We start from the raw sequence: 24,220 nt of genomic DNA on the forward strand, positions 1-24,220 counted from the left end.
GAGGCGCCTCCGATGGGCCCCCACGCCAAGTACTTCCCATACGTGATGTCCATTGGAGCTCACAAGGTCCCCCTAGTAACGGCCGACGATGACATTATTTATCCACGCGAATGGCTATCGGAGCTGACCGCCGCTCATCGGAAGAATCCGAATGTCATCCATTGCTTTCGCGCCCATGAGTTTGGGATCCTCGACGGGAGGCCCGATCTATATGCCCGGTGGGGCGCGGCTACGACGACCCGCCCGCGGTACCGTACTTTCTTGACGGGGGTGTCCGGGGTTATCTATCCTCCCGCATTTCTAGATCACCTCAGAATGGCTGGAGATCACTTCCAGATCGTCTCACCTCGTGCAGACGACGTTTGGCTTCATGCACAGGCGGTTCAGGCGGAGGTGCGCGTTGCGCAAATTATCGATCGCCCTCAACAATTTCCCGTGTTGCTCGGAACGCAACGGTTCGCACTTTGGCGTCACAATACGCGGGAGAGCGGTGATTCTCACGCGACTTTGGGGCGACGAACGCCCAACGATGACCAGATTGAGAACACATATTCGCAGCTGCTTATCGCGCGTATCGTTGAGGATGAGGCCAATTGCGACGATAGGGGCCGGACCGGATCTCGCCCCCTGGAGGAGTGATGCTGCAACTGATTGCGTGGCTGGCGGTTTGCGTCGCCGTCGCGGTGTCAACGCAGAGGCGACCGGTGTTGGTGCTGAGCCTGGTGCTTGCCTTACGAGTACTGATCCCCTCAACCGGCGGCTGGGCGATCATCGGGAACTGGACTGGTAACGCGGCTATCCACCCGGCAACGCTGCTCCTTCTCGCCTGGGCTTCTCTCGCGATGCTATCGAACGCTAAGGCAATCGGAGTGGAACTCCGTCGTCATTGGGTAGTCCACAGTTTCCTGGCCTTGGCTGTGACGCTGTTCGTTGTCATGGCGCTCGTCACAAGTGGGCCCTCGTCCGTCTTCGGTCTGACTAACTCCGTGCTAGCGGGAATTCTGTTCTTTTTCTCTCTTCGAATCGCGGAGGTAACGAGGCCCGGAGCGACGCGCGTGATGGTTTATGCCCTAATTGTGCTCATGGCATTCGAATCGCTGCTGGTCATCCTTCAATGGGCTGTTGGGAGTCTCATTCCATGGAGTCTGCTGATTGATTTCCCCCTGGCCACTCGTCCGCTGGGCACCTTCGACAGTCCGCTGGACCTCGGACTTGCGACTGCGCTCACGATCCCTCTTCTCGTCAATGTGCGGCGTCTCTTGCTCCGGTATGCGTCGGCCGTGTTGTTGATGGTGGCGGTAGTGCTCTCGGAATCCCGAACGCCGACTGTGCTCGCGGTTATCGGACTCTCTTATCTGATCCTGACGGCTACGAAAAGCCTTCGTTCTTTCATAGCTATGTTGATCGTCGTTAGTGTGGGCGTCGCGGTCTTCGTCAACACTGCGATTCTCAGCGGACTCTTAGAGCGCTTCACTGGCGACGATGGCAACTCCTCGGCCGCTCGGGGCGTCGCAACGGACTACATATTGCAAAACATCGGATCAGTTCTGGTGTTTGGCAATGGGTGGGGGTCGAGTTATGAGCTCAAGGGTACGATTCTCGAGACCAGTTTGGAGAATGGATACGCCATCCTTGCTTTCGATCTGGGTGGCGTGGCGGTGATTTGTCTATTGCTCGGTCAGATGTCTGTCCTTGTGAGTCGGCGTGGCATTCCCGGGGCGTGGCTCGCGGCGGCGTTTGCCATCGTGGGGGGGTTCAGCTACTCGGGAATAACCACCATGAGTGCAATATCCATCGTAATGTGGACGATCTTTGCGATGCGGCTTGGCCCCGTGTCCGATGCGCGGCACGTAAGTTTCTCAGTTTTCCCTGACTGGCAGCGCGGCGGGGTAGTGAGTGGGAGCTTGAAGGGTTGAACGGGCTGGCTTGAGAGTTCTGTTTTGGCGCCGCAACACAGACGATAACGGCGCCCGACCAAGAGGTCATCGCGTCCGTCGGCGATACAGAGCGAAGCAGCCGGCGATCACCTGGCGACGCCTCGTACAGCGTCGCGGAGTCGTTAGTTTTCCTCATCATTTGCTAGCCTTCCTTCGTGACTGCAGAACGAGGTGACACGACAGGTGCTATGGCTGTGCGTTTGTTCTACCTTTCCGCCAAGCTAGGGCGGGTGGGTGTTGTCCCACAGAATGTTCTTCGGTTCGTCTTTGGCGTTGAGCTACCGCGTTCGACTCGCGTGGGTTCAGGCTTAGACCTGCGGCACGGTGCTCGTGGACTCGTCGTCCATGACAGAAGTGTTATAGGTAATGACGTGGTGCTCCATCACAACGTGACACTCGGTGCGCGCCACTCGGGTGGACCCGCGCCGACGCTTGCGGATGGAGCGCATGTTGGCGCTGGCGCAGCCATTTTGGGCGACGTGACCGTAGGTGCAGGAGCAACAGTTGGGGCGAATGCGGTCGTGCTATCGGACGTTCCGCCCGGAGCTGTGGCGGTAGGAAATCCGGCGAGGATTGTCGGTGGATCAGGCGGATTCGGCGGATAGCCACTTCCCGCGGCAAGCCCCGCGATCTGAGAGATTCACGAGTCGTCGCCCCAACATGCTTACTGCTATTCGCTGTGCGCCGAAGCGAGGGTGATGTCGATGTAGGGGGCGGTGCCGCCTTCACGGGTGGTGAGAGTGACCGCGATTGCGGAGGCGCCGGCATCGTCTTGGGTGAACCCGAGTGTGTAAGCGCCGGGGCTGCCGGTGGCGGCTGCGGTGATCGCGGCGGTCAGATCGCTGGTGACGATTTTCTTCGTGCGGTCCACGACGAAGCTGCCGACGGTATCGGTCAGGGTGGGGCGGTTTTGATAGGTCAAGCCCGCCTCGGTGAATGTGCCGGTGGTGGTGTGCGCATCGACCCGGGAGACGTTTTGACCGTCACGGGTTTCGGTAATGACCATTTCGGCGGACATCACCGCAGAGGTCACTGTCTTGCCTGCTAGCTGCGAAAGATCGAAGGTGGCATACGCGACCCGGTCCGGACTACCCAGCCAGGGGGCCTTGATCGTCGATCCTCCCTGAGATCCGTAACCGACCGTGGGGGTGGAGCTTTGCGCCCAACCATCAGCCGTGGCATAAATCCGCACCCGCGTGGAATCGACCACCGTTACCGACACCTGCGTCGACACCGTAATCTGGCCGGCGGTAGCGGTGGCGGTGATGCGGGTAGTGCCGGTGGACACCCCGGTCACCTTCCCCGCCGATGTCACCGTAGCGATCCCGGTGTTCTGCGACGTATAGGTCACCGTCGCCCCAGTGAACGCTCGGCCGAGACTGTCGGTCAACGACGTGGTCGCGGTGGCGGTGGAGCCCTTCTCGACCTGATCGATCCCAGTGACCGCGATCGATTTCAACACCGGGGAGGGAACAGTCGCCGCCGGGGCGGGGGCGAGGGTGATGTCGATGTAGGGGGCGGTGCCGCCTTCACGGGTGGTGAGAGTGACCGCGATTGCGGAGGCGCCGGCATCGTCTTGGGTGAACCCGAGTGTGTAAGCGCCGGGGCTGCCGGTGGCGGCTGCGGTGATCGCGGCGGTCAGATCGCTGGTGACGATTTTCTTCGTGCGGTCCACGACGAAGCTGCCGACGGTATCGGTCAGGGTGGGGCGGTTTTGATAGGTCAAGCCCGCCTCGGTGAATGTGCCGGTGGTGGTGTGCGCATCGACCCGGGAGACGTTTTGACCGTCACGGGTTTCGGTAATGACCATTTCGGCGGACATCACCGCAGAGGTCACTGTCTTGCCTGCTAGCTGCGAAAGATCGAAGGTGGCATACGCGACCCGGTCCGGACTACCCAGCCAGGGGGCCTTGATCGTCGATCCTCCCTGAGATCCGTAACCGACCGTGGGGGTGGAGCTTTGCGCCCAACCATCAGCCGTGGCATAAATCCGCACCCGCGTGGAATCGACCACCGTTACCGACACCTGCGTCGACACCGTGACACCGCCCCACGACGCGATTACGCCGACTACGTCGTCACCGACCCGGTTAGCTCTTACTTGCCCTGATTCCGTGACTGCGAGGGCCCCCGTGCCGCGGGTAACAAAACGCACGCTCACGTCGCTCGGAATGTCACCGCTAGCGTCGAACGTTACGGCAGCTGTCGCGCCACTACCGAGCTCCATTTTCGAAGGTACGCCGCTCAGTGAAACACCAGTGAGGCTGGTGGCGGGAAACGAGTACCAGTCGTCCGAAGGGACTCGAGCGAACACGTCGAGCTCCTTGGTCTCGATGGCGCCGGTCGTTGCAAGCCGCAGGTACCCCGCATTCGTGATGCCGTCGACTGTGAACACTTGGACGTTCGAAGACGACTTCACCAATTCCGCGTCGACGGCCTGCCAAGTGCGACCGTCCGTTGACCACTCGAATGTGTAGGAGTCGGTCGCGGGAATGGTTCCCCACTGCACGACAAGAGATGCCGGTGTCGCCGGCTCCGAAAGCTTCCAAGTGATCGTGCTCCCCACCGGCGGCGCCACCCAGGATGATGTGGGCTTGCCGTCGAATGTGAAGGTAGGCGATCCAGATGCGGTGGCAGTCGCCGTCGCGCTGCTGATCGTGAGCTCTGTGCGCGGGAAGGTGACGCGATAGGTAGTTGTGCTGCAAGAGGCGTCGAAGACTGTGACAGTGGCGCTCAGGTTTGTAGACGTGCCTTGGGCGATCGAGACACTTCCGTGCGTCGCGCGGGCCGATACAGCGGGAGGTGCGGCCCCCGTCGGCTGCGGAATGGAGTAGGCCGCCACCGCCGGATCGAACCCGGCGACGGGAACGCCCCCGACCGAGATTGAGTCGAGTTTGCACGCCGCTGTGGTTGGAGCCTCCCAGGTACTGAGTGCGGTGCTTCGCAGGAGCGGGGGAACATCTGTTGCTGACGATCCCATCGGGAGGGGGCTCAGCTGAACGGCGATCGTTGCTGAACCCTGAACGGTTGCTGCAACGGCCAGCTTTCGGACACCGTCGTTGGACTCTTGTGCCGGTTGATAGGAGGTTGGATATGCGGCCGCAGGCGTGCTCGTGAATACACCGACACTCGCGGGGAGGAGTCTCGCAATCAGGCGCTGGCCGCCGAGATAGAGAACGGCGGATCGCCCGTCCTCCGCGATGGCAATGTTCGCGGCTGTATGCATGGACCACAGCACATCCGTGGGCGCGGATGCCGAAATCTCATCCTGGACGAGAAGCTGCGTCCGTCCATCGAAGAGCTGAATACCGCGACGCCACGCGTACAGTGCTGTGTTCGAGTTCGCGAGATCAGCGATCGTCGCGCTCGTTCCTGTAGACGACCAGGACTTGACCAGGCTGCCGACGGTGCCTGAAGGAGGCTGGGTGGTGGCGGGATGGGTGGAAAGCGTGTTGTGTCCTTCAGGGGCAACTCGGTAGTACTGCCAGCGCGGCGCCGCGCTTCCTTCGGACAGAGAGTAGGAAGCTGGCTCCAGGCCGAGATCCATCGCCCACTCCTGGCCAAGAGCCTGAAATTGGAAGTCGCCCACGTCGTAATGCTGATGGCTGGCAGAAGGCGTGCCGCTGTACTTGAAGCTGAAGAACGAGGATTCGGGCTGTAAGCCGCCTCGTGAGGTCACAACGCTGCCGTCGAGTTGCGCATCGAGTGGTGCGGGTGGCGCTGCAATGCCGTCAAGCATGGCCGGATCGCGCCACAGAAGCTGCTGTGGCGCAAAGCCTGTGGAGTCGGACGTCGCAGCCAAAGCAACCAGTGAAGAATCGCGCAAAGCCGCTCCCAGACCGCTGAGTGCGCCGCCAAGCTGAATATCTTGCGAACTGTCGGCGAATCCGTACACGGCGCCTGCTGGGCCCATCAGTGCTCGAATGAACGTTCCCGTCTGTGAGAAACCACTCTCGCCGCTGAGGCCGTAGTCCGAGCCGGTACTACTCCGCAGGGTCGTGATTGCAGAACTGAGGAAGCGTGTCGCATACTCCCAGTAAGTCGGTCCCTCCGCAAAACTGCCGTCTGAGGAATAGGCGCGCATGCCGATGCGAAGGCTCGTAGTCGCCTTGCTGAATATGGCGTCCACCACGCTTGACGAGGTGTCTTTGGCCACCGCGGAAGCGCCGATAAGCATGGCTGAGTTGACGACAACATTTATGTTGTCCGTGCGAAGCGACCAGTTGCCGAGAAACTTGAATGGGGACGCGGTAGTTGTCGACGCGTAGACGCGGAGTGCGGGGGTCAGTCCTTTTTCTACAATCGCAGTGCGCATCGCGTTGCGTTGTTGCTCCGTCCACGCGTCGAACCCCCAGTCGTACGCCACGCTGACAGCCTGCGTCATCTCCGCGGTGACAAGGAAGTGATCGGGATACCAGTCAGCGAGGGCAGTGGCCGAATTGATGTCGGACACGAGCCGATCCAGGTAGGTGCGGTCGTTTGTGAGGCGCCAAGCCATCGTCAGTGTTGAGCTTCTGCTCATCAACGTCCTGGCCGAGGAGAGCATCGCTCCGGCGTCAGTGCGGTCGAAAGCGATTGTGGGGGATGCCTTCATCTGGTCGGCATCCTGGAGGGTCCGTCCACGCAACACGTTGGAGTACGCGTCCGTGCTGGATTGGCCGGGTACACCGGCAAAACGCTCGGGCGTGGCGAGAACCCTCGGGTGCGCGGACGCCACGTTCGTTGACGTGGGTGTTGCCGCAGCAGCGCTGGACGTCGGTGCCCACACGATCGTTGATAGAACGAGAATGGGCCCCAAGACTAGTGTCCAGGGCTTGAAGCGCTTCGTATGCAATATCGGCCCCCTGCTCAAACTTCCGACTCCGCGTCAAGCCCATCACATCACGGAAGAAAGCTCACCTTGAAATATCTGGGTTCACGTTCGCGACGGGAGACGCCCGTCGCTTTTTGTACGATATTGCGTAGAGAGGCTTGGCTCTCAGGCCTGACTCAGAAGGGGGAAGCGCGCCCCGCGCCAGAATCATGTGCGGTCCCTCGAGGGAGAACGCGAAATATTGCGTGCCGGGGCTTCGTCGAGTGCGCTCGGCGTTCATTCGCCTCGACTGCGACCGCTCCGCGATCCCAAGCGGAGCCGCTCATCCTCGCACTGCCGAATCACAGATCACCGAATGGTCTCTGCCTGCGAGTGTCGACATTGCGTAGATCTCTACCCAGGGCTGCGCACGGTTTTCGACACCGATCGAACGACAGCTATTCCCAATACTCTCGATCGGGAAATCCGCCTCGATCAGGCGGCGGCGTTGGCCGCTAGGAGGTACGCGGCGACAGCAGCGCCCGCCGGGATAAGCTCCTCGAAAGAGCGGCGGTACGTTTCCTCGGAACGACCGAATGGGTCTTCCACGTCGAGTTCACGCTGGTCGAAGACCGGTCCAACCCTTCCTCGGAGCGCCGCGGCGTGAGTCACGGCAACTGCCAGAGCATCTGTCGATGCGAGGTCCCCTCCTTGTGGCGTCAGCTCCTCCATCGGATGATCCTTTGCGGCCGCAGCGATGCGAGCCAGCTCGCGCAGAGTGAAGGTCCTGCGTACAGCAGCCGGAACCGCCTCGACGACGGCCCGGCGATGCTCCCTAGCCATCGCAATAATCAGGTCTGCGTCGCGGATCAGCTCGTCCGTCAGCTGGCGCGCCCTGTGTTGACTCGCATCGAGTCCGTACTCACGGGACATTAGAAGCGTCGTCTCGGGAACGCTACTACCAACGAGAGCGTGTGTGCCGGCGCTGGACACACGGACTGCGGCGATTGACTGCAGGGCAGCGGCGATCTGCAGCTCGGCCACAGGAGAGCGGCAGACGTTGCCCGTGCAAACCGCGAGCACTGTGAACGTCATCCACGCTCCGTCGGTGTCTCCGGTGTGATGCCCCGGCGTCGTGAAGTGTCCTCGATCTTGCCGGTGTACGAGTAGGAGCCGTAGCCATAGCTGTCCGGGCCCTTTGGGGGCATCATGGTCACGACGACTCCGAAGATCTTCGTGCCGATCGCATTGAGCTTTTCTACTGCCGCGGCAAGCTGCGGTTTCCGAGTCGATCCAGACGCTGCGACGAGCAAGGCCCCACTTGTCAGCCGGGAGACGACGGCCGCGTCTGTAACGAGGAGAAGCGGCGGGGCGTCGATCAGGACGTAATCAAACGCACCGGACAGGGCATCAATTGTGCGACGCATCGCCTCACTGCCCAGAAGCTCGGCAGGATTAGGAGGTATCCGTCCTGAGGGAAGCACGAACAGTTTGCCGTTCCCCCATTGCTGCAGGACATCCGCGAGAGCCGCGCGACCGATCAGAACGTCGGTAAGGCCAGCCCCGCCTTCGAGGCCCATGTACTCCGCTACTCGAGGCAGTCGGAGGTCGCCGTCAACGAGAGCTACTTTCGCACCTGTACCAGCGAGTGCCAGCGCGAGGTTGACGGTCGTGACAGATTTTCCCTCACCGGGGCCCGCGCTCGAGACGACGAACGTACGCGAGGTGCTGTCCACCTCCACGAACTGCAGATTTGTTCGAAGGCTTCTGAACGCTTCAGCACTCGGGCTGCGAGGCTCAAACTCGACAATCAGCGCACGCTTCTTGATCTCTGGGTCTTGAGGAATGCCCCCGAGTACGGGCACCTCGGTGATCGACTCGATGTCGTGGCTCGAGTGGATCCTCGTGTCCAGCACGGAGCGCCCGACGGCAGTGATCACTCCGAGCGCGAGGCCTGCTACAGCACCCAGAGCAATGGCCAGGGTGAAATTCGGCGAGGCGGCGTCGGTGGGCGCGAGTGCAGGCTCGATTGTCTCGATCCTCACAAGGCTTGCGCTCTCGCCCTCTGGGCGCTCCAACGTGTTCACCACGATGTCTGAGAAGTTCGTGCCCACGGAGTTTGCGATTGCTGCGGCCGTCTCCGGGTCGCGGTTGGCGGCTGTGACGGCGATGATGACGGAATTGAGCGGGGTCGTTGCGGACACCTCCGACCTCAGCTCCTCGGGGGTCGTGTCTAGCTGCAATTCCTCGATCACCCGCTCAAGGACGACGGAGCTATCGACCACATCCACGAAACTCACGACAGCCTGCCTGGCGAAGGAGGTGCCTTGCGCGAGCTCACTGATGCCAGCTGCGTCCGAGCGAACCGAGACGTACAGTTTCGTGGTCGCTTCGTATCTGGGTGTCTGCAATAGAGAAATGCCGAACGCAGCGCCGCCGCCGACCAACGTCGCGATGAGAAAAAGAACCCAGTTCCGGTGCAGGATCTGGAGATAGTCGCGCAGTTCCAAGCTTCATCCGTTCGCTCGTGGTGGAGTACGAAGGAGTCGGGCCTCGCCGAAGTGCGGAGCGACCTCTCCTCGTCGTCGAAAGCGTCTCCGGACAGCCTAAGGTGCAGTTGCTGTTTCGAAGTTCCCAGTCGCGTCGAATCGTTGTCAATCTGGTCTCACGCGAAGTGATGACGAGGGGCTACAGGTGCGCGGTAGTGAGCGCCTCGTGAATTGGCGAGTGGGGGCCTTCGCCGACGAGCACCTGAGCGCCATTTCGATCCCATCGGACAGGATTGCCCTACCCAGTCACATCCGCGTCCTGGGGTGGGGGGCATGGCTCTACCCGGGAACTGTCTCGGCCGCCGCTTGGTGACGCGAGTAGTGAAAGCCTCCCCGTGCGCCTCGCCGCTGCGGTTGCATAGCCCTACGTCGGTTGTCGGAGCCGACTCCACGGCTGCGCGACGCCCGCGCCGGGCCGTGCCTCGGCGCCTCGGAAGCAATGGGCGCCCGCGAATCAAGGGGGCAGCACATGAGCACGCAGTTCGTCGAGTCGGTTCGTGACGATTCCGTGAACCGTCGCGCCGTCGTGGGGGCCGTCGCATGGATCGCGCCGGTAGTCGCGGCGACGGTGGCCGCGCAGCTCGTCGCGGCGAGCACGCGTCAGCCCACACCGGTCCCGCCGGCCGCCGTCACGGCGCTCGACGGCGGCACCTCGATCGCGACCTACCGCGGCGGGTCCCCGAACGAGATCCGCATGGATCAAACGACGTCCGGTTTCGGGTTCTTCATCTTCGACGAGGACGGCGACGAATTTCCCGCGGGGACCTACGTGGCATCCACGCCGACCATCACCGTGATGTGGGAGGGGACGGGGGACTTCACGCCGGTCCTTCGCGCGCTGCGGGGCTGGACGCAGTCCGCCGGATCCACGGCATCCGGGACATCGGGGTCGATCTCGTTCCTCTACCCGGGGCAGCTGCTCAACGGGGCGGCCAACCGGGTGCCCGCGCCGTACGTCGCACTGCGCCCGACGTCGGGCACCGTCCTCGGCCCCACGCAGGCGACGGTGCAGGCGGGGGCCACCTACTTCGACACGATCGCGAGTGTCGTCACCATCTGACCGGCGAGGCGAGTTCGAGCGAACACACCCCGCCCGCTCTTCCTCCGCCCCGTCGCACCCGGCCACAATGAACCCACGCCCGCCCCGGTCGGGCATGAGACGAAGGAGAACCGTCATGGGAGTCGACGACATCATCAATAAGGGCAAGCAGATGCTCGATCAGAACCGCGACAAGATCGAAGAGGCGCTCAAGAGCGAGAAGGCCGAGGAGGTCAGCGACAAGATCCTCAGCGGCGCGGCCGACGCCATCAAGAAGGTCGTCCCCGCCGAGCACCACGCCAAGGTCGACGAGGTGCGCGACAACGTCGACAAGAACATCGGCAACGCCTGATCCGTACTCGCTTCACGGCGCCGTCCCCGGGAATCGGGGGCGGCGCCGTCGTGTTGTGCGGGGGAGGGCTGAGGATATGCCGCACGCGACACGCCCGGGTTTGCGACACGCCGGAGCGGCCCGTAGACTATCCAGGTTCCACATTCCGGCGTGCGCTGAGCGCGCCAGGATCACTGCCAGGGCAGTGCACAGGCGGCGCGTGAGCGCAGGGTCCTGGGCCGCGGGCAGCAGAACACCACACCGAACCCCCTCATCCTTCACGGGATTCGCACGCGTGCGTGCAAGGGGCGGGCCGGATGCCATGGCATCCGGTTTGACAGCTGAACAGCGGTGCAGCATCTCTCGCGCAAGCGAGGGGAAGTGCCAGGGCGCGAGAGCGCCACCGTGCGTCCGATGCCCTAGGTCGGGTAAGACGCGAGAAAGAGAGTGAGCAGACAATGGCGGGACAGAAGATCCGCATTCGCCTGAAGTCGTACGACCACGCCGGACTGGACTCGTCCGCGCGCAAGATCGTCGACACCGTGACCCGTGCCGGCGCCACCGTTGTGGGCCCGGTTCCCCTGCCGACCGAGAAGAACGTCGTGTGCGTCATCCGGTCGCCCCACAAGTACAAGGACAGCCGCGAGCACTTCGAGATGCGCACCCACAAGCGCCTCATCGACATCATCGACCCGACGCCCAAGGCCGTCGACTCGCTGATGCGTCTCGACCTCCCGGCCGATGTCAACATCGAGATCAAGCTCTGAGGTTCGACATGGCTGACATCAACTCCAAGATCTCCAAGGGCCTCCTCGGCACCAAGCTCGGCATGACCCAGGTGTGGGACGAGAACGGCAAGCTCGTTCCCGTCACCGTCATCGAGGTTGCGCCCAACGTCGTGACCCAGCTCCGCTCGGTCGAGAAGGACGGCTACAACGCCGTTCAGATCGGCTACGGCCAGATCGACCCCCGCAAGGTGAACAAGCCCCTGTCGGCCCACTTCGAGGCCGCGGGCGTTACGCCGCGTCGTCACCTCACCGAGGTTCGCACCGCGGATGCCGCTGACTACTCACTCGGTCAGGAGCTCACCGTGGACGGCCTGTTCGAGGCCGGCCAGCTGGTCGACGTCGTCGGCACCAGCAAGGGCAAGGGCACCGCCGGTGTCATGAAGCGTCACAACTTCAAGGGTGTCTCCGCTTCGCACGGTGCGCACCGCAACCACCGCAAGCCCGGTTCGATCGGCGCCTCGTCGACCCCGAGCCGCGTCTTCAAGGGCATGCGCATGGCCGGCCGTATGGGTGGCGAGCGCGTGACCGTCCTCAACCTCACGGTGCACGCCGTCGACGCCGAGAAGGGTCTGCTGCTCGTCAAGGGCGCCGTCCCCGGTGCGCGCGGCCGCATCGTCTACGTCCGCAACGCAGTGAAGGGTGCCTGATCTCATGGCTGACTCGACTCTCGCGCTCGACGTTCGCAAGTCCGACGGCAAGAAGGCCGGCTCCGTGGAGCTGCCCGCCGCGATCTTCGACGTCAAGACGAACATCCCGCTGATCCACCAGGTCGTCGTCGCCCAGCGCGCCGCCGCCCGCCAGGGCACGCACTCGACAAAGCGTCGTGGCGAGGTCTCCGGTGCCGGCCGCAAGCCCTTCAAGCAGAAGGGCACCGGTAACGCCCGTCAGGGCTCGATCCGTGCGCCGCACATGACCGGCGGTGGCATCGTCCACGGCCCCAAGCCGCGTGACTACGGCCAGCGCACCCCCAAGAAGATGATCGCCGCCGCCCTGCTGGGCGCGCTGAGCGACCGCGCCCGCGGTGAGCGCCTCCACGTCGTGGAGTCGTTCGGCATCGAGGGCACCCCGTCCACCAAGGCCGCCGCCTCGGTGCTGTCGGGTCTGGGCGCCGTCAAGAACGTCCTCGTGGTCATCGACCGCGACGACGAGGTGACCGTCAAGAGCGTGCGCAACCTCGCGTACGTCCACGTGCTGACCTACGGCCAGCTGAACGCCTACGACGTGCTCGTCTCCGACGACATCGTCTTCACCAAGGCCGCCTACGACGCGTTCGTCGCGTCGAAGTCCGGCGCCACCGAGGAGGTCTCGGCATGACCGCCGTCAACAAGGACCCGCGCGACATCATCCTGAAGCCGGTCGTCTCCGAGAAGAGCTACTCGCTCATCGACGAGGGCAAGTACACGTTCCTCGTGGACCCCCGCGCCTCCAAGACCGAGATCAAGCTCGCGATCGAGAAGATCTTCGGCGTCAAGGTGGCCTCGGTCAACACGATCAACCGCGTGGGCAAGGCCCGTCGCACCCGCTTCGGCATCGGCAAGCGCAAGGACACCAAGCGCGCGATCGTCAGCCTCAAGTCGGGCACCATCGACATCTTCACGGCAGTCGGCTGACGGTCGGGATAGAGGACAAGAACAATGGCTATTCGCAAGTACAAGCCCACGACCCCCGGTCGCCGCGGCTCGTCGGTGGCCGACTTCGCCGAGATCACCCGATCGACGCCCGAGAAGTCGCTGCTGCGCCCGCTGTCGAAGACCGGTGGCCGCAACAACCAGGGCCGCATCACGACGCGTCACATCGGTGGCGGTCACAAGCGCCAGTACCGTCTGATCGACTTCCGTCGTAACGACAAGGACGGCATCGACGCCAAGGTCGCTCACATCGAGTACGACCCCAACCGCACCGCGCGCATCGCGCTCCTGCACTACAAGGACGGCGAGAAGCGTTACATCCTCGCCCCCAACAAGCTGCAGCAGGGTGACATCGTCGAGTCCGGTGCCGGCGCCGACATCAAGCCCGGCAACAACCTGCCGCTGCGCAACATCCCCACCGGTACCGTGATCCACGCGATCGAGCTGCGTCCCGGCGGCGGAGCGAAGATGGCCCGTTCGGCCGGCGCCTCGGTGCGTCTGGTCGCCAAGGACGGCCCCTACGCGCAGCTGCGTCTGCCCTCGGGCGAGATCCGCAACGTCGACGTCCGCTGCCGCGCGACGATCGGCGAGGTCGGCAACGCCGAGCAGTCGAACATCAACTGGGGCAAGGCCGGCCGCAAGCGTTGGAAGGGCGTCCGCCCGACCGTCCGCGGTGTCGCCATGAACCCGGTCGACCACCCGCACGGTGGTGGTGAGGGTAAGACCTCCGGTGGTCGTCACCCTGTTTCGCCGTGGGGTAAGGCCGAAGGCCGCACCCGCCACGCGAACAAGGAAAGCGACAAGCTGATCGTCCGCCGTCGCACCGCCGGCAAGAAGCGCAAGTAGGAGTAGAGGAAGATGCCTCGCAGCCTTAAGAAGGGCCCCTTCGTCGACGAGCACCTGCTTCGCAAGGTCGTCTCGCAGAACGAAGCCGGCACCAAGAACGTCATCAAGACCTGGTCGCGCCGTTCGATGATCATCCCCGCCATGCTGGGACACACCATCGCCGTGCACGACGGTCGCAAGCACATCCCCGTGTTCGTGACCGAGACCATGGTCGGCCACAAGCTGGGCGAGTTCTCGCCCACCCGCACCTTCCGCGGCCACGTGAAGGACGACAAGAAGGGCCGCCGCCGCTGACGCGGGGGCGCAAGAGGAGAGAGAAATGGTGGAGTCCATCGCACGCGTGCGACACATCCGCGTGACCCCTCAGAAGGCTCGTCGTGTCGTCGCTCTCATCAAGGGCAAGCAGGCCGAAGAGGCCCTCGCGATCCTGAAGTTCGCGCCGCAGGGCGCGAGCGAGCCGATCTACAAGCTCGTCGCCTCGGCGATCGCGAACGCTCGCGTCACCGCCGACAAGACGAACGAGTACCTGGATGACGCCGACCTGTACGTGAAGAACGCGTACGTCGACGAGGGCACGACGCTCAAGCGTTTTCAGCCCCGCGCACAGGGTCGCGCCTTCCAGATCAAGAAGCGCACGAGCCACATCACGGTCGTGCTCGCGACGCCGGAAGACGCTGCAGCGGCCCCGGCTCGCGCCAACAAGAAGGCGAGCAAGTAATGGGACAGAAGGTCAACCCGTACGGCTTCCGCCTCGGCATCACCACCGACCACGTGTCGCGGTGGTTCTCCGACTCGACGAAGCCCGGACAGCGCTACGCCGACTACCTCGCCGAGGACATCAAGATCCGTCGCCTGCTGACCACCTCGCTCGACCGCGCGGGCGTCAGCAACATCGAGATCGAGCGCACGCGTGACCGCGTCCGCGTCGACATCCACACCGCCCGCCCGGGCATCGTGATCGGTCGCCGCGGCGCCGAGGCCGAGCGCATCCGCGCCGACCTCGAGAAGCTCACCGGCAAGCAGATCCAGCTGAACATCCTCGAGGTCAAGAACCCCGAGGCCGACGCTCAGCTGGTCGCCCAGGGTGTCGCCGAGCAGCTCTCCGCCCGCGTGGCCTTCCGCCGCGCGATGCGCAAGGGCCTGCAGGGCGCGCAGCGTGCCGGCGCCAAGGGTGTCCGCATCCAGGTGTCGGGCCGCCTCGGCGGCGCCGAGATGAGCCGCTCCGAGTTCTACCGCGAAGGCCGTGTGCCCCTGCACACCCTGCGCGCGAACATCGACTACGGCTTCTACGAGGCCAAGACGACCTTCGGCCGCATCGGCGTGAAGGTCTGGATCTACAAGGGCGACCTCACCAACAAGGAGCTCGCCCGCGAGCAGGCCAACGCCCCGAAGTCGCGCGGTCGTGACGACCGTGGCGGCGACCGTCGTCGTGGCCCTCGCAATGAGGCCCCCGTGGCAGAAGGAGCGTCGGCGTAATGCTCATCCCCCGCAAGGTCAAGTACCGCAAGCAGCACCACCCCGGCCGCTCGGGCCAGGCCACCGGTGGCACCCAGGTGTCGTTCGGTGAGTTCGGCATCCAGGCGCTCACCCCCGCTTACGTGACCAACCGTCAGATCGAGTCCGCTCGTATCGCCATGACGCGTCACATCAAGCGTGGTGGAAAGGTGTGGATCAACATCTACCCCGACCGTCCCCTCACCAAGAAGCCCGCCGAAACCCGCATGGGTTCCGGTAAGGGTTCCCCCGAGTGGTGGGTCGCAAACGTCAAGCCGGGTCGCGTCCTCTTCGAGGTCGCCGGTGTCAACGAGCAGCTCGCTCGTGAAGCACTGACCCGTGCCATCCACAAGCTGCCGCTCAAGGCACGCATCATCAAGCGCGAGGAGGGCGACGCGTAATGGCGATCGGCACCAAGCAGCTCGCCCCGAGCGAGCTCGACACGTTCGAAGACCAGCGCCTCGTCGAGGAGCTGCGCAAGGCCAAGGAAGAGCTGTTCAACCTGCGCTTCCAGTCGGCCACCGGCCAGCTCGAGAGCCACGGCCGCATCCGCGCCGTCAAGCGTGACATCGCGCGGCTGTACACCGTGATCCGCGAGCGCGAGCTCGGCATCCGCGCCACGCCGGCCCCGGTCGAGGCGACGAAGGCGAAGAAGAGCAAGGCGAAGAAGGCGGATGCCGCCGACGACGCCGCGAAGGAAGAGGCGGAGTAATGGCTACCGCGAAGAAGGCAGAGGCCGAGGCGCAGGTCGCCGGCCACGAGCACGCCGCCAACGACGTGCGCGACGAGAACGCCCGCGGTTACCGCAAGGCGCGTCGCGGCTACGTCGTCAGCGACAAGATGGACAAGACGATCGTCGTCGAGGTCGAAGACCGCGTGAAGCACCCGCTCTACGGCAAGGTCATCCGCCGCACGTCGAAGGTCAAGGCCCACGACGAGACGAACTCGGCCGGCATCGGCGACCTGGTCGTCATCAACGAGACCCGTCCGCTGAGCGCCACCAAGCGCTGGCGCCTGGTCGAGATCCTCGAGAAGGCCAAGTAAGCCTCGCGGCTGCTTGGAACCCAAGGAGTAACAAGTGATTCAGAACGAATCCCGGCTGAAGGTCGCCGACAACACCGGCGCCAAGGAGCTGCTGACCATCCGTGTCCTCGGCGGCTCCAACCGCCGGTACGCGGGCCTGGGCGACGTCATCGTCGCCACGGTCAAGGACGCCATCCCCGGTGGAAACGTCAAGAAGGGCGACGTGGTCAAGGCCGTCGTCGTCCGTGTGGTCAAGCAGACCCGTCGTCCCGACGGCTCGTACATCAAGTTCGACGAGAACGCCGCCGTGATCCTGAAGAACGACGGGGAGCCCCGCGGCACCCGTATCTTCGGGCCGGTCGGCCGTGAGCTTCGCGACAAGAAGTTCATGAAGATCGTCTCGCTCGCCCCGGAGGTCATCTGATCATGGCGAAGATCAAGAAGGGCGACCTGGTTCAGGTCATCTCGGGCGCCAAGCCCGAGCGCGGCGGAGACCGCGGCAAGCAGGGTAAGGTCCTCGAGGTCCTCACCGAGCAGAACCGCGTCATCGTCGAAGGCGTGAACTACGTCACCAAGCACAACCGCGTCGGCCAGTCCCAGCGCGGCACCAAGACCGGTGGCATCGAGACGTTCGAAGCCCCGATCCACATCTCCAACGTCGCGCTCGTCGACCCCTCGACCAAGAAGCCGACCCGCGTCGGCCACCGCGTCGAGGAGCAGGTCAAGGACGGCGTCAAGCGCACCGTCCGCGTGCGCTACGCGAAGAAGTCAGGCAAGGACCTCTGAATATGAGCACCGTGACTGCCGCGGAGGCTGGCAAGATCCAGCCCCGCCTGAAGCAGAAGTACAACACCGAGATCAAGAAGGCTCTGCAGGACGAGTTCGGCTACGCCAACGTCATGCAGATCCCCGGCCTGGTCAAGGTCGTCGTGAACACCGGTGTCGGCGAGGCCGCTCGCGACAGCAAGGTGATCGATGGTGCGGTCGACGACCTCACCAAGATCACCGGTCAGAAGCCCATCGTCACCAAGGCCCGCAAGTCCATCGCGCAGTTCAAGCTGCGTGAGGGCCAGGCCATCGGTGCGCACGTCACCCTCCGCGGCGACCGTGCGTGGGAGTTCATCGACCGCCTCGTCAACCTCGCTCTGCCCCGCATCCGCGACTTCCGCGGCCTGTCGGCCAAGCAGTTCGACGGCCACGGCAACTACACCTTCGGTCTCCAGGAGCAGTCCGTGTTCCACGAGATCGATCAGGACCGCATCGACCGCGTGCGTGGTTTCGACATCACCATCGTCACCACCGCCAAGACCGACGACGAAGGTCGCTCGCTGCTCCGCCAGCTCGGCTTCCCCTTCCAGTCGGGCGACGCTCAGGCCTGAGCCCCCGGGCCCCCGGGATCCCGGGGGCCTTTCATCGAAGGTCGCCTGTCGTGTAACGGCAGTCGAAACCTCATGATCGAAAGAAGCAACACATGACGATGACAGACCCGGTCGCAGACATGCTGACCCGTCTGCGCAACGCGAACTCCGCGCACCACGACTCCGTGTCGCTGCCGAGCTCGAAGCTCAAGACGCACATCGCCGAAATCCTCAAGCAGGAGGGTTACATCGCCGACTGGTCCGTTTCGGACGCCCGCGTCGGCCAGACCCTCACCATGACGCTGAAGTACGGCCCGAACCGCGAGCGGTCGATCGCCGGCATCAAGCGCGTCTCCAAGCCCGGCCTCCGCGTGTACGCGAAGTCCACCGAGGTCCCCACGGTCCTCGGCGGTCTGGGCGTGGCCATCCTGTCCACCTCCTCCGGTCTTCTCACCGACCGTCAGGCCGAGCAGAAGGGCGTCGGCGGGGAAGTCCTCGCCTACGTGTGGTGATCTGACATGTCGCGTATCGGACGTCTTCCCATCGACATCCCCGCCGGTGTCACCGTCACGGTGAACGGCCGGGAGGTCGCCGTCAAGGGCCCCAAGGGCGAGCTCACGCTCACCGTGGCATCCCCCCTCGAGGTGTCGGTCGAAGAGAACCAGGTTCTCGTCACCCGCCCCGACGACGAGCGCGAGTCGCGGTCGCTCCACGGCCTGACCCGCACGCTCATCAACAACAACATCATCGGTGTCACCCAGGGCTACTCCAAGGGCCTCGAGGTCGTCGGCACGGGTTACCGCGTGGCGCAGAAGGGCAGCTCGGTCGAGTTCGCCCTCGGCTTCTCGCACCCCGTCCTGATCGACCCGCCCGCGGGCATCACCCTCACGGTCGAAGGCAACAACAAGCTCACCGTGAGCGGCATCGACAAGCAGGCCGTCGGCGAGGCCGCCGCCAACATCCGCAAGATCCGCAAGCCCGAGCCCTACAAGGGCAAGGGTGTGCGGTACGCGGGTGAGGTTGTGCGCCGCAAGGCCGGAAAGAGTGGTAAGTAGCCATGGCTATCAAGACAAAGTCCGCCGCCCGCGCGCGTCGCCACGCTCGTCTGCGCAAGAAGGTCGTGGGTACGGAGCTCCGTCCCCGTCTCGTCGTGACGCGCTCGGCCCGCCACGTCTTCGTCCAGCTGGTCGACGACAGCAAGGGCCACACCGTGGCCTCGGCCTCGACCCTCGAGGTCGACCTGCGCTCGTTCGACGGTGACAAGACCGCCAAGGCCCGCAAGGTCGGCGAGCTCGTCGCCGAGCGTGCCAAGGCCGCCGGCTTCTCGGACGTCGTGTTCGACCGCGGCGGTAACCGTTACGCCGGTCGTGTCGCCGCGATCGCCGAAGGCGCCCGCGAAGGAGGGCTGAACCTGTGAGTGACAACAAGGAGACCGAAGTGACCGAGCAGACTGCACCGACCGAGGGTGCGGCTGGGTCCCAGGCGCCCGCCGAGCGTGAGCGCGAGCCGCGTCGCGGTGGTCGCGAGCGCAACGCCAACCAGCGCGACCGTGGTTCGCGCGACCGCAACGAGAGCCAGTTCCTCGAGCGCGTCGTGACGATCAACCGCGTCTCGAAGGTGGTCAAGGGTGGTCGTCGCTTCAGCTTCACGGCGCTCGTCGTCGTGGGTGACGGCAACGGTGTCGTGGGCGTCGGTTACGGCAAGGCCCGCGAGGTTCCCCTCGCCATCTCGAAGGGTGTCGAGGAAGCCAAGCGCAACTTCTTCCGCGTCCCCCGTTCCGGCTCGACCATCCCCCACCCCGTCCAGGGTGAGGCTGCCGCCGGTGTGGTGCTCCTGCGCCCCGCCGCCGCCGGTACCGGTGTTATCGCCGGTGGTCCCGTCCGCGCCGTCCTCGAGTGCGCCGGCATCCACGACGTCCTCTCGAAGTCGCTCGGTTCGTCGAACACGATCAACATCGTGCACGCGACCGTCGAGGCTCTGAAGTCGCTCGAGGAGCCCCGCGCCGTGGCCGCCCGCCGCGGTCTGGAGTTCGACCAGGTCGCCCCGGCCCGCCTCGTGCGCGCCGAGGCCGCCGCTCAGAAGGTAGGTGCCTGATGGCTGAGCGTCTGAAGGTCACGCAGATCAAGTCCAAGGTGAGCGAGAAGCAGAACCAGCGCGACACGCTGCGCTCGCTCGGTCTCAAGCGGATCGGCGACTCGGTCGTCCGTCCCGACGACGCGCAGACGCGCGGCTACGTCAAGACCGTCGCCCACCTCGTCAAGGTTGAGGAGATCGACTAATGGCTGACAAGAAGGACGAGACCGCCACGGTCGACGCCCCGAAGAAGGCTCCGGCCCGCAAGACGGCCGCCAAGAAGGATGCCGCTCCCGCGGCGCGCCCCGGCGTGCTCAAGGTGCACCACCTGCGTCCGGTCCCCGGCGCTCACACCGCGAAGACCCGCGTGGGTCGCGGTGAGGGCTCCAAGGGTAAGACCGCCGGTCGCGGTACCAAGGGAACCAAGGCCCGCTACCAGGTCAAGGTCGGCTTCGAGGGTGGGCAGATGCCGCTGCACATGCGCACCCCGAAGCTCCGCGGCTTCAAGAACCCGTTCCGGGTCGAGTACCAGGTCGTGAACCTGGACAAGCTGGCCGAGCTCTACCCGCAGGGTGGCGACGTGACCGTCGTCGACCTCGTGGCCAAGGGCGCCGTGCGCAAGAACGAGAAGGTCAAGGTGCTCGGCACCGGCGACATCTCGGTCGCGCTCAACGTCTCGGTCGACAAGGTCTCCGGCTCCGCCGAGCAGAAGATCGTCGCCGCTGGCGGCACCGTCAACTGACATCGCACCCGGGAAGGGGCCGGCGGCCGTGTGGCCGTCGGCCCCTTCTGGGTTAGTCTGATTCGGTGTGCGCCTCGTCGCGCGCCGAGATCGTTCTGGAGGACTTCCCTTGTTCAGCGCCATCGCGCGGGTTTTTCGCACGCCCGACCTGAGGCGGAAGATCGCCTTCACGCTGGGCATCATCGCCATTTACCGGCTAGGTGCTCACGTGCCGACGCCCTTCGTCGACTTCCCGAACGTTCAGCGCTGTCTCGCGCAGTCCGGGAGCACCGAGGGTCTGCTGTCGCTCGTCAACCTGTTCTCGGGTGGGGCGCTCCTCCAGCTGTCGATCTTCGCGCTGGGCGTCATGCCCTACATCACCGCGACGATCATCGTTCAGCTGCTGCGCGTCGTCATTCCGCACTTCGAGACGCTGTACAAGGAAGGCCAGGCGGGGCAGGCCAAGCTGACCCAGTACACGCGCTACCTCACGATCGCGCTGGCGCTGCTGCAGTCGACCACCCTCGTCACGGTGGCCCGCTCCGGCCAGCTCTTCGGCACCGGCGGTGCCCCCGAGTGCCAGCAGCTGCTGACCAACGACATCTGGTGGGCCCAGCTCCTCATGATCATCACCATGACCGCCGGCACCGGCCTGGTCATGTGGTTCGCCGAGCTCGTCACTGAGCGTGGCGTCGGCAACGGCATGTCGATCCTCATCTTCACCTCCATCGCCGCGACCTTCCCCGGGGCGATGCTCGCGATCCTGAACTCGCGCGGCGTGGAGATCTTCCTCCTCGTTCTCGCCGTCGGCATCCTCGTCGTCGGACTCGTCGTCTTCGTCGAGCAGTCGCAGCGCCGTATCCCCGTGCAGTACGCCAAGCGCATGGTCGGACGCCGCACCTACGGCGGCACCAACACCTACATCCCGATCAAGGTCAACATGGCCGGTGTCGTGCCGGTGATCTTCGCGTCGTCGCTGCTGTACATCCCTGCCCTCATCGCGCAGTTCAACCAGCCGCAGGTGGGTCAGGAGCCGGCCGCGTGGGTGACCTGGATCTCGCAGTACCTCACGCGCGGCGACCACCCGCTGTACATGCTCGTGTACTTCCTGCTGATCGTCGGCTTCACGTACTTCTACGTCGCGATCACCTTCAACCCGGTCGACGTCGCCGACAACATGAAGAAGTACGGCGGCTTCATCCCGGGCATCCGCGCCGGCCGCCCGACCGCCGAGTACCTCGACTACGTGCTGACCCGGATCACGCTGCCCGGATCCATCTACCTCGGCCTGGTCGCGCTGCTTCCGCTCGTGGCGCTCGCGACGGTCGGTGCCAACCAGAACTTCCCGTTCGGCGGCGCGTCGATCCTCATCATCGTCGGCGTGGGACTCGAGACGGTGAAGCAGATCGACGCGCAACTCCAGCAGCGTCACTACGAGGGGCTTCTGCGATGAGCGCGCGTCTTCTGATCGTCGGACCGCAGGGCTCCGGTAAGGGCACGCAGGGCGTCCGCGTCGGCGAGGCGTGGGGGATCCCCGTCGTGTCGACCGGCGACGTCTTCCGCGCCAACGTGGCAGAGGGCACCGAGCTGGGGCTGCAGGTCAAGTCGATCATCGACGCCGGCAGCCTCGTGCCCGACGAGCTCACCAGCGCGGTCGTCCGCGACCGCCTCGCCCAGGCGGATGCCGCCGAAGGATTCCTCCTCGACGGCTACCCCCGCAACGTCGCTCAGGTGATGCACCTCGACGAGTTCCTCGAAGGGCGCGACGAACAGCTCGACGCGGTCATCGCCCTCGTCGTCCCGCGTGAGGAATCGCTGTCGCGACTCACCGCCCGCGCTGCGGAGCAGGGCCGCGCCGACGACACCGAAGAGGCGATCGCCACGCGCCTGGAGATCTACGAGCGCGAGACGGCTCCGATCCTCGACGTGTACCGCACTCGCGGCATCGTCGACGAGATCGACGGCGTCGGCGCGCTCGACGACATCACCGCACGCATCTTCGCCGCGCTCGAGGCGCGGGGGCTGCGACCGGCGCAGTGACGTGGTGCTGCGCTCCTCGATCTACAAGAAGCCCGCGCACCTGCGCGCGATGGTCGAACCGGGGCTCATCACGGCCGCGGCCCTGGACGCCGTTCGCGCGCTGATCGCTCCCGGAGTCACGACCCTCGAGCTGGATGCCGCGGCCTCCCGCGTCATCACCGCGCGCGGCTCGAAGTCGAACTTCCAGATGGTGCGCGGCTACCGCCACACGATCTGCGCGTCCGTGAACGAGCAGGTGGTGCACGGCATCCCGAACGACCGTCCGCTCGTGGCCGGCGACCTGCTCTCCATCGACGCCGGTGCGGAGTACGCGGGCTGGAACGGGGACTCCGCGTTCACCGTCGTCGTGCCGGGCGACGCACCCGAAGAGCTCGTCGCCCCGCGCCGCCGACTCTCCGAGGTCACCGAGGGCTCGCTGTGGGCCGGCATCGCGGCCCTGAGCCGGGCGTCCCACCTCGGCGAAGTGGGCGCCGCCATCGAGGACTACATCGAGGCCAATGCCCCGGAGGGCGGTTACGGCATCCTGCGCGACTACGTCGGTCACGGGATCGGCCGCAAGATGCACGAATCGCCGAGCATCTTCAACTACCGGGTGCCGGAGCGCGGCGCCGAGGTGCGGCCGGGACTCGCCGTCGCGATCGAGCCGATGGTCGTCATCGGCGACCAGGAGACCCTCGTCGAGGACGACGGATGGACCGTCTCGACGGTCGACGGCACGGCCGGCTCTCACTGGGAACATAGCGTCGCGGTGCACGATGGTGGCATCTGGGTCCTCACCGCTCCCGACGGCGGTGCGGAGAAGCTGGCACCCTTCGGCGTGGTGCCGAAGGAGATCGACGGAAGATGATGTCTGCGGTGCGCAAGTCCACGAACTGGTTCGCTCTTGGAGTGACGGCGGCCGCGGTGGTCCTCGTCCTGGTCATCGGGGGAGTGGTCTGGTTCGCCAACAGCCAGGCGACCTCGCCGGGCACCGTTCCCGAATCCTCGGCGGTCGACCCCGACACCGGCGCCATCGCCGTCGGATCGGGGGAGCAGACGGTCGACACGTACGTCGACTTCATGTGCCCGGTGTGCAACTCGTTCGAGCAGGCCTACGGTCCGACGCTGCAGCAGCTCGCCGACGACGGCACCATCACCCTCAACATCCACCCGATCGCCATCCTCGACCGGCAGTCTCAGGGCACCGCGTTCTCGACCCGCGCCGCCAACGCCGCGTATTGCGTCGCCGTCGACGACCCCGCCAACGTGACCGCGTTCGTCAAGGCGATGTACGCCCAGCAGCCCAGCGAAGGAACCGCGGGTCTGGACGATGCCGCCATCGCCACGATCGCGAAGAATGCCGGGGCCTCGGATGCCGTCACATCCTGCATCAGCGACGGCACGTACTCCCGGTTCGTCGCTGCGGTCACCGAGAAGACGCCCCTCCAGGCGGGTGTGAGCTCGATCTCCACGCCGACGATCGCGATCAACGGCACCGTGCTCGCCAATCGCACGGACCTCACCGGCGACCCGCAGAAAGACATCGTCGAGCGTCTGAACGGCTGACCGAGAGCGGCAAGTTGCCGCATCGCGCTCTACCACGTATGCTTGATCTTTGGTGC

At 64.9% G+C, this 24,220-nt stretch carries 31 protein-coding genes; 28 read left to right on the forward strand and 3 right to left on the reverse strand.

The features are described 5' to 3' along the window. Nucleotides 1-638 precede the first annotated feature (638 nt). Nucleotides 639-1,916: an O-antigen ligase family protein gene (locus tag P5G46_RS11145; RefSeq protein ID WP_408905712.1), complete on the forward strand. Its 1,278-nt coding sequence runs from the start codon at nt 639-641 to the stop codon at nt 1,914-1,916. Between the two features lie 209 nt (nt 1,917-2,125). Next, the gene (locus P5G46_RS11150) at nt 2,126-2,542 is read left to right on the forward strand and encodes a serine O-acetyltransferase (RefSeq protein WP_408905809.1); all 417 of its coding nucleotides are present in this window, start codon (nt 2,126-2,128) and stop codon (nt 2,540-2,542) included. 65 nt (nt 2,543-2,607) lie between these two features. Here P5G46_RS11150 and P5G46_RS11155 read toward each other — a convergent pair whose 3' ends face one another. The 3 genes from P5G46_RS11155 to P5G46_RS11165 all read right to left on the reverse strand — a co-directional run bounded on the left by P5G46_RS11155 (nt 2,608) and on the right by P5G46_RS11165 (nt 9,239). After that, nucleotides 2,608-6,531: a DNRLRE domain-containing protein gene (locus P5G46_RS11155; RefSeq protein WP_408905713.1), complete on the reverse strand. Its 3,924-nt coding sequence runs from the start codon at nt 6,529-6,531 to the stop codon at nt 2,608-2,610. A gap of 693 nt (nt 6,532-7,224) precedes the next feature. Further along, on the reverse strand, nt 7,225-7,824 hold the full coding sequence (locus tag P5G46_RS11160; RefSeq protein ID WP_408905714.1) for an arsenate reductase/protein-tyrosine-phosphatase family protein: 600 nt from the start codon (nt 7,822-7,824) through the stop codon (nt 7,225-7,227). Beyond that, entirely contained in the window at nt 7,821-9,239 is a 1,419-nt protein-coding gene (locus tag P5G46_RS11165; protein WP_408905715.1) for a tyrosine-protein kinase domain-containing protein, read from the reverse strand. The genes P5G46_RS11160 and P5G46_RS11165 overlap by 4 nt, the downstream gene beginning before the upstream one ends. 508 nt (nt 9,240-9,747) lie before the next feature. On the opposite strand from P5G46_RS11165, the gene P5G46_RS11170 reads away from it, so the two are divergent. From P5G46_RS11170 to P5G46_RS11295, 26 genes are all read left to right on the forward strand, one after another. Next, entirely contained in the window at nt 9,748-10,338 is a 591-nt protein-coding gene (locus P5G46_RS11170; protein ID WP_408905716.1) for a hypothetical protein, read from the forward strand. A gap of 115 nt (nt 10,339-10,453) precedes the next feature. Next, the gene (locus P5G46_RS11175; RefSeq protein ID WP_239274771.1) at nt 10,454-10,669 is read left to right on the forward strand and encodes a hypothetical protein; all 216 of its coding nucleotides are present in this window, start codon (nt 10,454-10,456) and stop codon (nt 10,667-10,669) included. A 437-nt stretch (nt 10,670-11,106) separates the two neighbouring features. After that, nucleotides 11,107-11,415: a 30S ribosomal protein S10 gene (gene rpsJ / locus P5G46_RS11180; protein WP_013584016.1), complete on the forward strand. Its 309-nt coding sequence runs from the start codon at nt 11,107-11,109 to the stop codon at nt 11,413-11,415. 8 nt (nt 11,416-11,423) lie between these two features. Further along, the gene (gene rplC, locus P5G46_RS11185; RefSeq protein WP_239274772.1) at nt 11,424-12,083 is read left to right on the forward strand and encodes a 50S ribosomal protein L3; all 660 of its coding nucleotides are present in this window, start codon (nt 11,424-11,426) and stop codon (nt 12,081-12,083) included. A gap of 4 nt (nt 12,084-12,087) precedes the next feature. Next, a complete protein-coding gene (gene rplD / locus P5G46_RS11190; RefSeq protein ID WP_408905717.1) occupies nt 12,088-12,750 on the forward strand; it encodes a 50S ribosomal protein L4 in 663 nt (220 codons plus the stop codon). Then, nucleotides 12,747-13,046, forward strand: a complete 300-nt coding sequence (gene rplW / locus P5G46_RS11195) for a 50S ribosomal protein L23 (RefSeq protein WP_022878259.1) — start codon at nt 12,747-12,749, stop codon at nt 13,044-13,046. Before rplD ends, rplW begins: the two co-directional genes overlap by 4 nt. 24 nt (nt 13,047-13,070) lie before the next feature. Next, on the forward strand, nt 13,071-13,910 hold the full coding sequence (rplB, locus tag P5G46_RS11200; RefSeq protein ID WP_022878258.1) for a 50S ribosomal protein L2: 840 nt from the start codon (nt 13,071-13,073) through the stop codon (nt 13,908-13,910). 12 nt (nt 13,911-13,922) lie between these two features. After that, nucleotides 13,923-14,204, forward strand: coding sequence for a 30S ribosomal protein S19 (gene rpsS / locus P5G46_RS11205; protein WP_022878257.1), 282 nt, complete (start codon nt 13,923-13,925; stop codon nt 14,202-14,204). A 25-nt stretch (nt 14,205-14,229) separates the two neighbouring features. Continuing rightward, a complete protein-coding gene (gene rplV, locus P5G46_RS11210) occupies nt 14,230-14,628 on the forward strand; it encodes a 50S ribosomal protein L22 (RefSeq protein ID WP_058623970.1) in 399 nt (132 codons plus the stop codon). After that, nucleotides 14,628-15,386, forward strand: a complete 759-nt coding sequence (rpsC, locus tag P5G46_RS11215; RefSeq protein WP_058230882.1) for a 30S ribosomal protein S3 — start codon at nt 14,628-14,630, stop codon at nt 15,384-15,386. Before rplV ends, rpsC begins: the two co-directional genes overlap by 1 nt. Continuing rightward, nucleotides 15,386-15,805, forward strand: a complete 420-nt coding sequence (rplP, locus tag P5G46_RS11220; RefSeq protein ID WP_022877836.1) for a 50S ribosomal protein L16 — start codon at nt 15,386-15,388, stop codon at nt 15,803-15,805. Before rpsC ends, rplP begins: the two co-directional genes overlap by 1 nt. Further along, complete coding sequence (gene rpmC / locus P5G46_RS11225) at nt 15,805-16,116, forward strand: 50S ribosomal protein L29 (protein WP_013584007.1); 312 nt, start codon at nt 15,805-15,807, stop codon at nt 16,114-16,116. The genes rplP and rpmC overlap by 1 nt, the downstream gene beginning before the upstream one ends. Continuing rightward, complete coding sequence (rpsQ, locus tag P5G46_RS11230) at nt 16,116-16,448, forward strand: 30S ribosomal protein S17 (RefSeq protein WP_022877835.1); 333 nt, start codon at nt 16,116-16,118, stop codon at nt 16,446-16,448. The genes rpmC and rpsQ overlap by 1 nt, the downstream gene beginning before the upstream one ends. Nucleotides 16,449-16,482: 34 nt before the next feature. Continuing rightward, nucleotides 16,483-16,851: a 50S ribosomal protein L14 gene (rplN, locus tag P5G46_RS11235; protein WP_013584005.1), complete on the forward strand. Its 369-nt coding sequence runs from the start codon at nt 16,483-16,485 to the stop codon at nt 16,849-16,851. A gap of 2 nt (nt 16,852-16,853) precedes the next feature. Next, a complete protein-coding gene (rplX, locus tag P5G46_RS11240) occupies nt 16,854-17,213 on the forward strand; it encodes a 50S ribosomal protein L24 (protein ID WP_063256603.1) in 360 nt (119 codons plus the stop codon). Between the two features lie 2 nt (nt 17,214-17,215). Further along, nucleotides 17,216-17,806: a 50S ribosomal protein L5 gene (gene rplE / locus P5G46_RS11245; RefSeq protein WP_239274774.1), complete on the forward strand. Its 591-nt coding sequence runs from the start codon at nt 17,216-17,218 to the stop codon at nt 17,804-17,806. Nucleotides 17,807-17,898: 92 nt separating this feature from the next. Beyond that, the gene (gene rpsH / locus P5G46_RS11250; RefSeq protein WP_239274775.1) at nt 17,899-18,297 is read left to right on the forward strand and encodes a 30S ribosomal protein S8; all 399 of its coding nucleotides are present in this window, start codon (nt 17,899-17,901) and stop codon (nt 18,295-18,297) included. Nucleotides 18,298-18,303: 6 nt separating this feature from the next. Beyond that, nucleotides 18,304-18,840 (forward strand): 50S ribosomal protein L6, encoded by a 537-nt coding sequence (gene rplF / locus P5G46_RS11255; protein ID WP_228162598.1) that lies wholly within the window; start codon nt 18,304-18,306, stop codon nt 18,838-18,840. Nucleotides 18,841-18,842: 2 nt separating this feature from the next. Beyond that, on the forward strand, nt 18,843-19,202 hold the full coding sequence (gene rplR / locus P5G46_RS11260) for a 50S ribosomal protein L18 (RefSeq protein ID WP_022877830.1): 360 nt from the start codon (nt 18,843-18,845) through the stop codon (nt 19,200-19,202). Beyond that, the gene (gene rpsE / locus P5G46_RS11265) at nt 19,199-19,879 is read left to right on the forward strand and encodes a 30S ribosomal protein S5 (RefSeq protein WP_022877829.1); all 681 of its coding nucleotides are present in this window, start codon (nt 19,199-19,201) and stop codon (nt 19,877-19,879) included. Before rplR ends, rpsE begins: the two co-directional genes overlap by 4 nt. Next, nucleotides 19,879-20,064: a 50S ribosomal protein L30 gene (gene rpmD, locus P5G46_RS11270; protein ID WP_013583998.1), complete on the forward strand. Its 186-nt coding sequence runs from the start codon at nt 19,879-19,881 to the stop codon at nt 20,062-20,064. The genes rpsE and rpmD overlap by 1 nt, the downstream gene beginning before the upstream one ends. Beyond that, complete coding sequence (rplO, locus tag P5G46_RS11275; protein ID WP_408905718.1) at nt 20,064-20,600, forward strand: 50S ribosomal protein L15; 537 nt, start codon at nt 20,064-20,066, stop codon at nt 20,598-20,600. The genes rpmD and rplO overlap by 1 nt, the downstream gene beginning before the upstream one ends. A gap of 109 nt (nt 20,601-20,709) precedes the next feature. After that, nucleotides 20,710-22,032 (forward strand): preprotein translocase subunit SecY, encoded by a 1,323-nt coding sequence (gene secY, locus P5G46_RS11280; RefSeq protein WP_239274777.1) that lies wholly within the window; start codon nt 20,710-20,712, stop codon nt 22,030-22,032. Then, nucleotides 22,029-22,619 carry an adenylate kinase gene (locus tag P5G46_RS11285; RefSeq protein ID WP_408905719.1) on the forward strand — a complete coding sequence of 197 codons (591 nt, stop codon included), beginning with the start codon at nt 22,029-22,031 and terminating at the stop codon, nt 22,617-22,619. Before secY ends, P5G46_RS11285 begins: the two co-directional genes overlap by 4 nt. Nucleotide 22,620: 1 nt before the next feature. Continuing rightward, a complete protein-coding gene (gene map, locus P5G46_RS11290) occupies nt 22,621-23,466 on the forward strand; it encodes a type I methionyl aminopeptidase (protein ID WP_408905720.1) in 846 nt (281 codons plus the stop codon). After that, the gene (locus tag P5G46_RS11295) at nt 23,466-24,164 is read left to right on the forward strand and encodes a DsbA family protein (RefSeq protein WP_408905810.1); all 699 of its coding nucleotides are present in this window, start codon (nt 23,466-23,468) and stop codon (nt 24,162-24,164) included. The genes map and P5G46_RS11295 overlap by 1 nt, the downstream gene beginning before the upstream one ends. The last annotated feature ends 56 nt before the right edge of the window (nt 24,165-24,220 follow it).

This window comes from Microbacterium mcarthurae (genome assembly GCF_046064585.1).
GTDB classification, from domain to species: Bacteria; Actinomycetota; Actinomycetes; order Actinomycetales; family Microbacteriaceae; genus Microbacterium; species Microbacterium mcarthurae.

What these genes read in the sequence shown, in the direction of transcription:
- rplW (WP_022878259.1), top strand. Translation starts at nt 12,747, where the DNA reads ATGACCGCCGTCAACAAGGACCCGCGCGACATCATCCTGAAGCCGGTC.
- rplO (WP_408905718.1), top strand. Translation starts at nt 20,064, where the DNA reads ATGGCTGACAAGAAGGACGAGACCGCCACGGTCGACGCCCCGAAGAAG.
- P5G46_RS11150 (WP_408905809.1), top strand. Translation starts at nt 2,126, where the DNA reads ATGGCTGTGCGTTTGTTCTACCTTTCCGCCAAGCTAGGGCGGGTGGGT.
- rpmD (WP_013583998.1), top strand. Translation starts at nt 19,879, where the DNA reads ATGGCTGAGCGTCTGAAGGTCACGCAGATCAAGTCCAAGGTGAGCGAG.
- P5G46_RS11175 (WP_239274771.1), top strand. Translation starts at nt 10,454, where the DNA reads ATGGGAGTCGACGACATCATCAATAAGGGCAAGCAGATGCTCGATCAG.
- P5G46_RS11295 (WP_408905810.1), top strand. Translation starts at nt 23,466, where the DNA reads ATGTCTGCGGTGCGCAAGTCCACGAACTGGTTCGCTCTTGGAGTGACG.
- P5G46_RS11155 (WP_408905713.1), bottom strand. Translation starts at nt 6,531, where the DNA reads ATGAAGGCATCCCCCACAATCGCTTTCGACCGCACTGACGCCGGAGCG.
- rplB (WP_022878258.1), top strand. Translation starts at nt 13,071, where the DNA reads ATGGCTATTCGCAAGTACAAGCCCACGACCCCCGGTCGCCGCGGCTCG.
- rplF (WP_228162598.1), top strand. Translation starts at nt 18,304, where the DNA reads ATGTCGCGTATCGGACGTCTTCCCATCGACATCCCCGCCGGTGTCACC.
- rplR (WP_022877830.1), top strand. Translation starts at nt 18,843, where the DNA reads ATGGCTATCAAGACAAAGTCCGCCGCCCGCGCGCGTCGCCACGCTCGT.
- P5G46_RS11285 (WP_408905719.1), top strand. Translation starts at nt 22,029, where the DNA reads ATGAGCGCGCGTCTTCTGATCGTCGGACCGCAGGGCTCCGGTAAGGGC.
- rpsQ (WP_022877835.1), top strand. Translation starts at nt 16,116, where the DNA reads ATGGCTACCGCGAAGAAGGCAGAGGCCGAGGCGCAGGTCGCCGGCCAC.
- rpsC (WP_058230882.1), top strand. Translation starts at nt 14,628, where the DNA reads ATGGGACAGAAGGTCAACCCGTACGGCTTCCGCCTCGGCATCACCACC.
- rpsJ (WP_013584016.1), top strand. Translation starts at nt 11,107, where the DNA reads ATGGCGGGACAGAAGATCCGCATTCGCCTGAAGTCGTACGACCACGCC.
- rplX (WP_063256603.1), top strand. Translation starts at nt 16,854, where the DNA reads ATGGCGAAGATCAAGAAGGGCGACCTGGTTCAGGTCATCTCGGGCGCC.
- rpsS (WP_022878257.1), top strand. Translation starts at nt 13,923, where the DNA reads ATGCCTCGCAGCCTTAAGAAGGGCCCCTTCGTCGACGAGCACCTGCTT.
- rplC (WP_239274772.1), top strand. Translation starts at nt 11,424, where the DNA reads ATGGCTGACATCAACTCCAAGATCTCCAAGGGCCTCCTCGGCACCAAG.
- P5G46_RS11145 (WP_408905712.1), top strand. Translation starts at nt 639, where the DNA reads ATGCTGCAACTGATTGCGTGGCTGGCGGTTTGCGTCGCCGTCGCGGTG.
- P5G46_RS11170 (WP_408905716.1), top strand. Translation starts at nt 9,748, where the DNA reads ATGAGCACGCAGTTCGTCGAGTCGGTTCGTGACGATTCCGTGAACCGT.
- P5G46_RS11160 (WP_408905714.1), bottom strand. Translation starts at nt 7,824, where the DNA reads ATGACGTTCACAGTGCTCGCGGTTTGCACGGGCAACGTCTGCCGCTCT.
- rplD (WP_408905717.1), top strand. Translation starts at nt 12,088, where the DNA reads ATGGCTGACTCGACTCTCGCGCTCGACGTTCGCAAGTCCGACGGCAAG.
- rplP (WP_022877836.1), top strand. Translation starts at nt 15,386, where the DNA reads ATGCTCATCCCCCGCAAGGTCAAGTACCGCAAGCAGCACCACCCCGGC.
- rpmC (WP_013584007.1), top strand. Translation starts at nt 15,805, where the DNA reads ATGGCGATCGGCACCAAGCAGCTCGCCCCGAGCGAGCTCGACACGTTC.
- rplE (WP_239274774.1), top strand. Translation starts at nt 17,216, where the DNA reads ATGAGCACCGTGACTGCCGCGGAGGCTGGCAAGATCCAGCCCCGCCTG.
- rplV (WP_058623970.1), top strand. Translation starts at nt 14,230, where the DNA reads ATGGTGGAGTCCATCGCACGCGTGCGACACATCCGCGTGACCCCTCAG.
- rpsH (WP_239274775.1), top strand. Translation starts at nt 17,899, where the DNA reads ATGACGATGACAGACCCGGTCGCAGACATGCTGACCCGTCTGCGCAAC.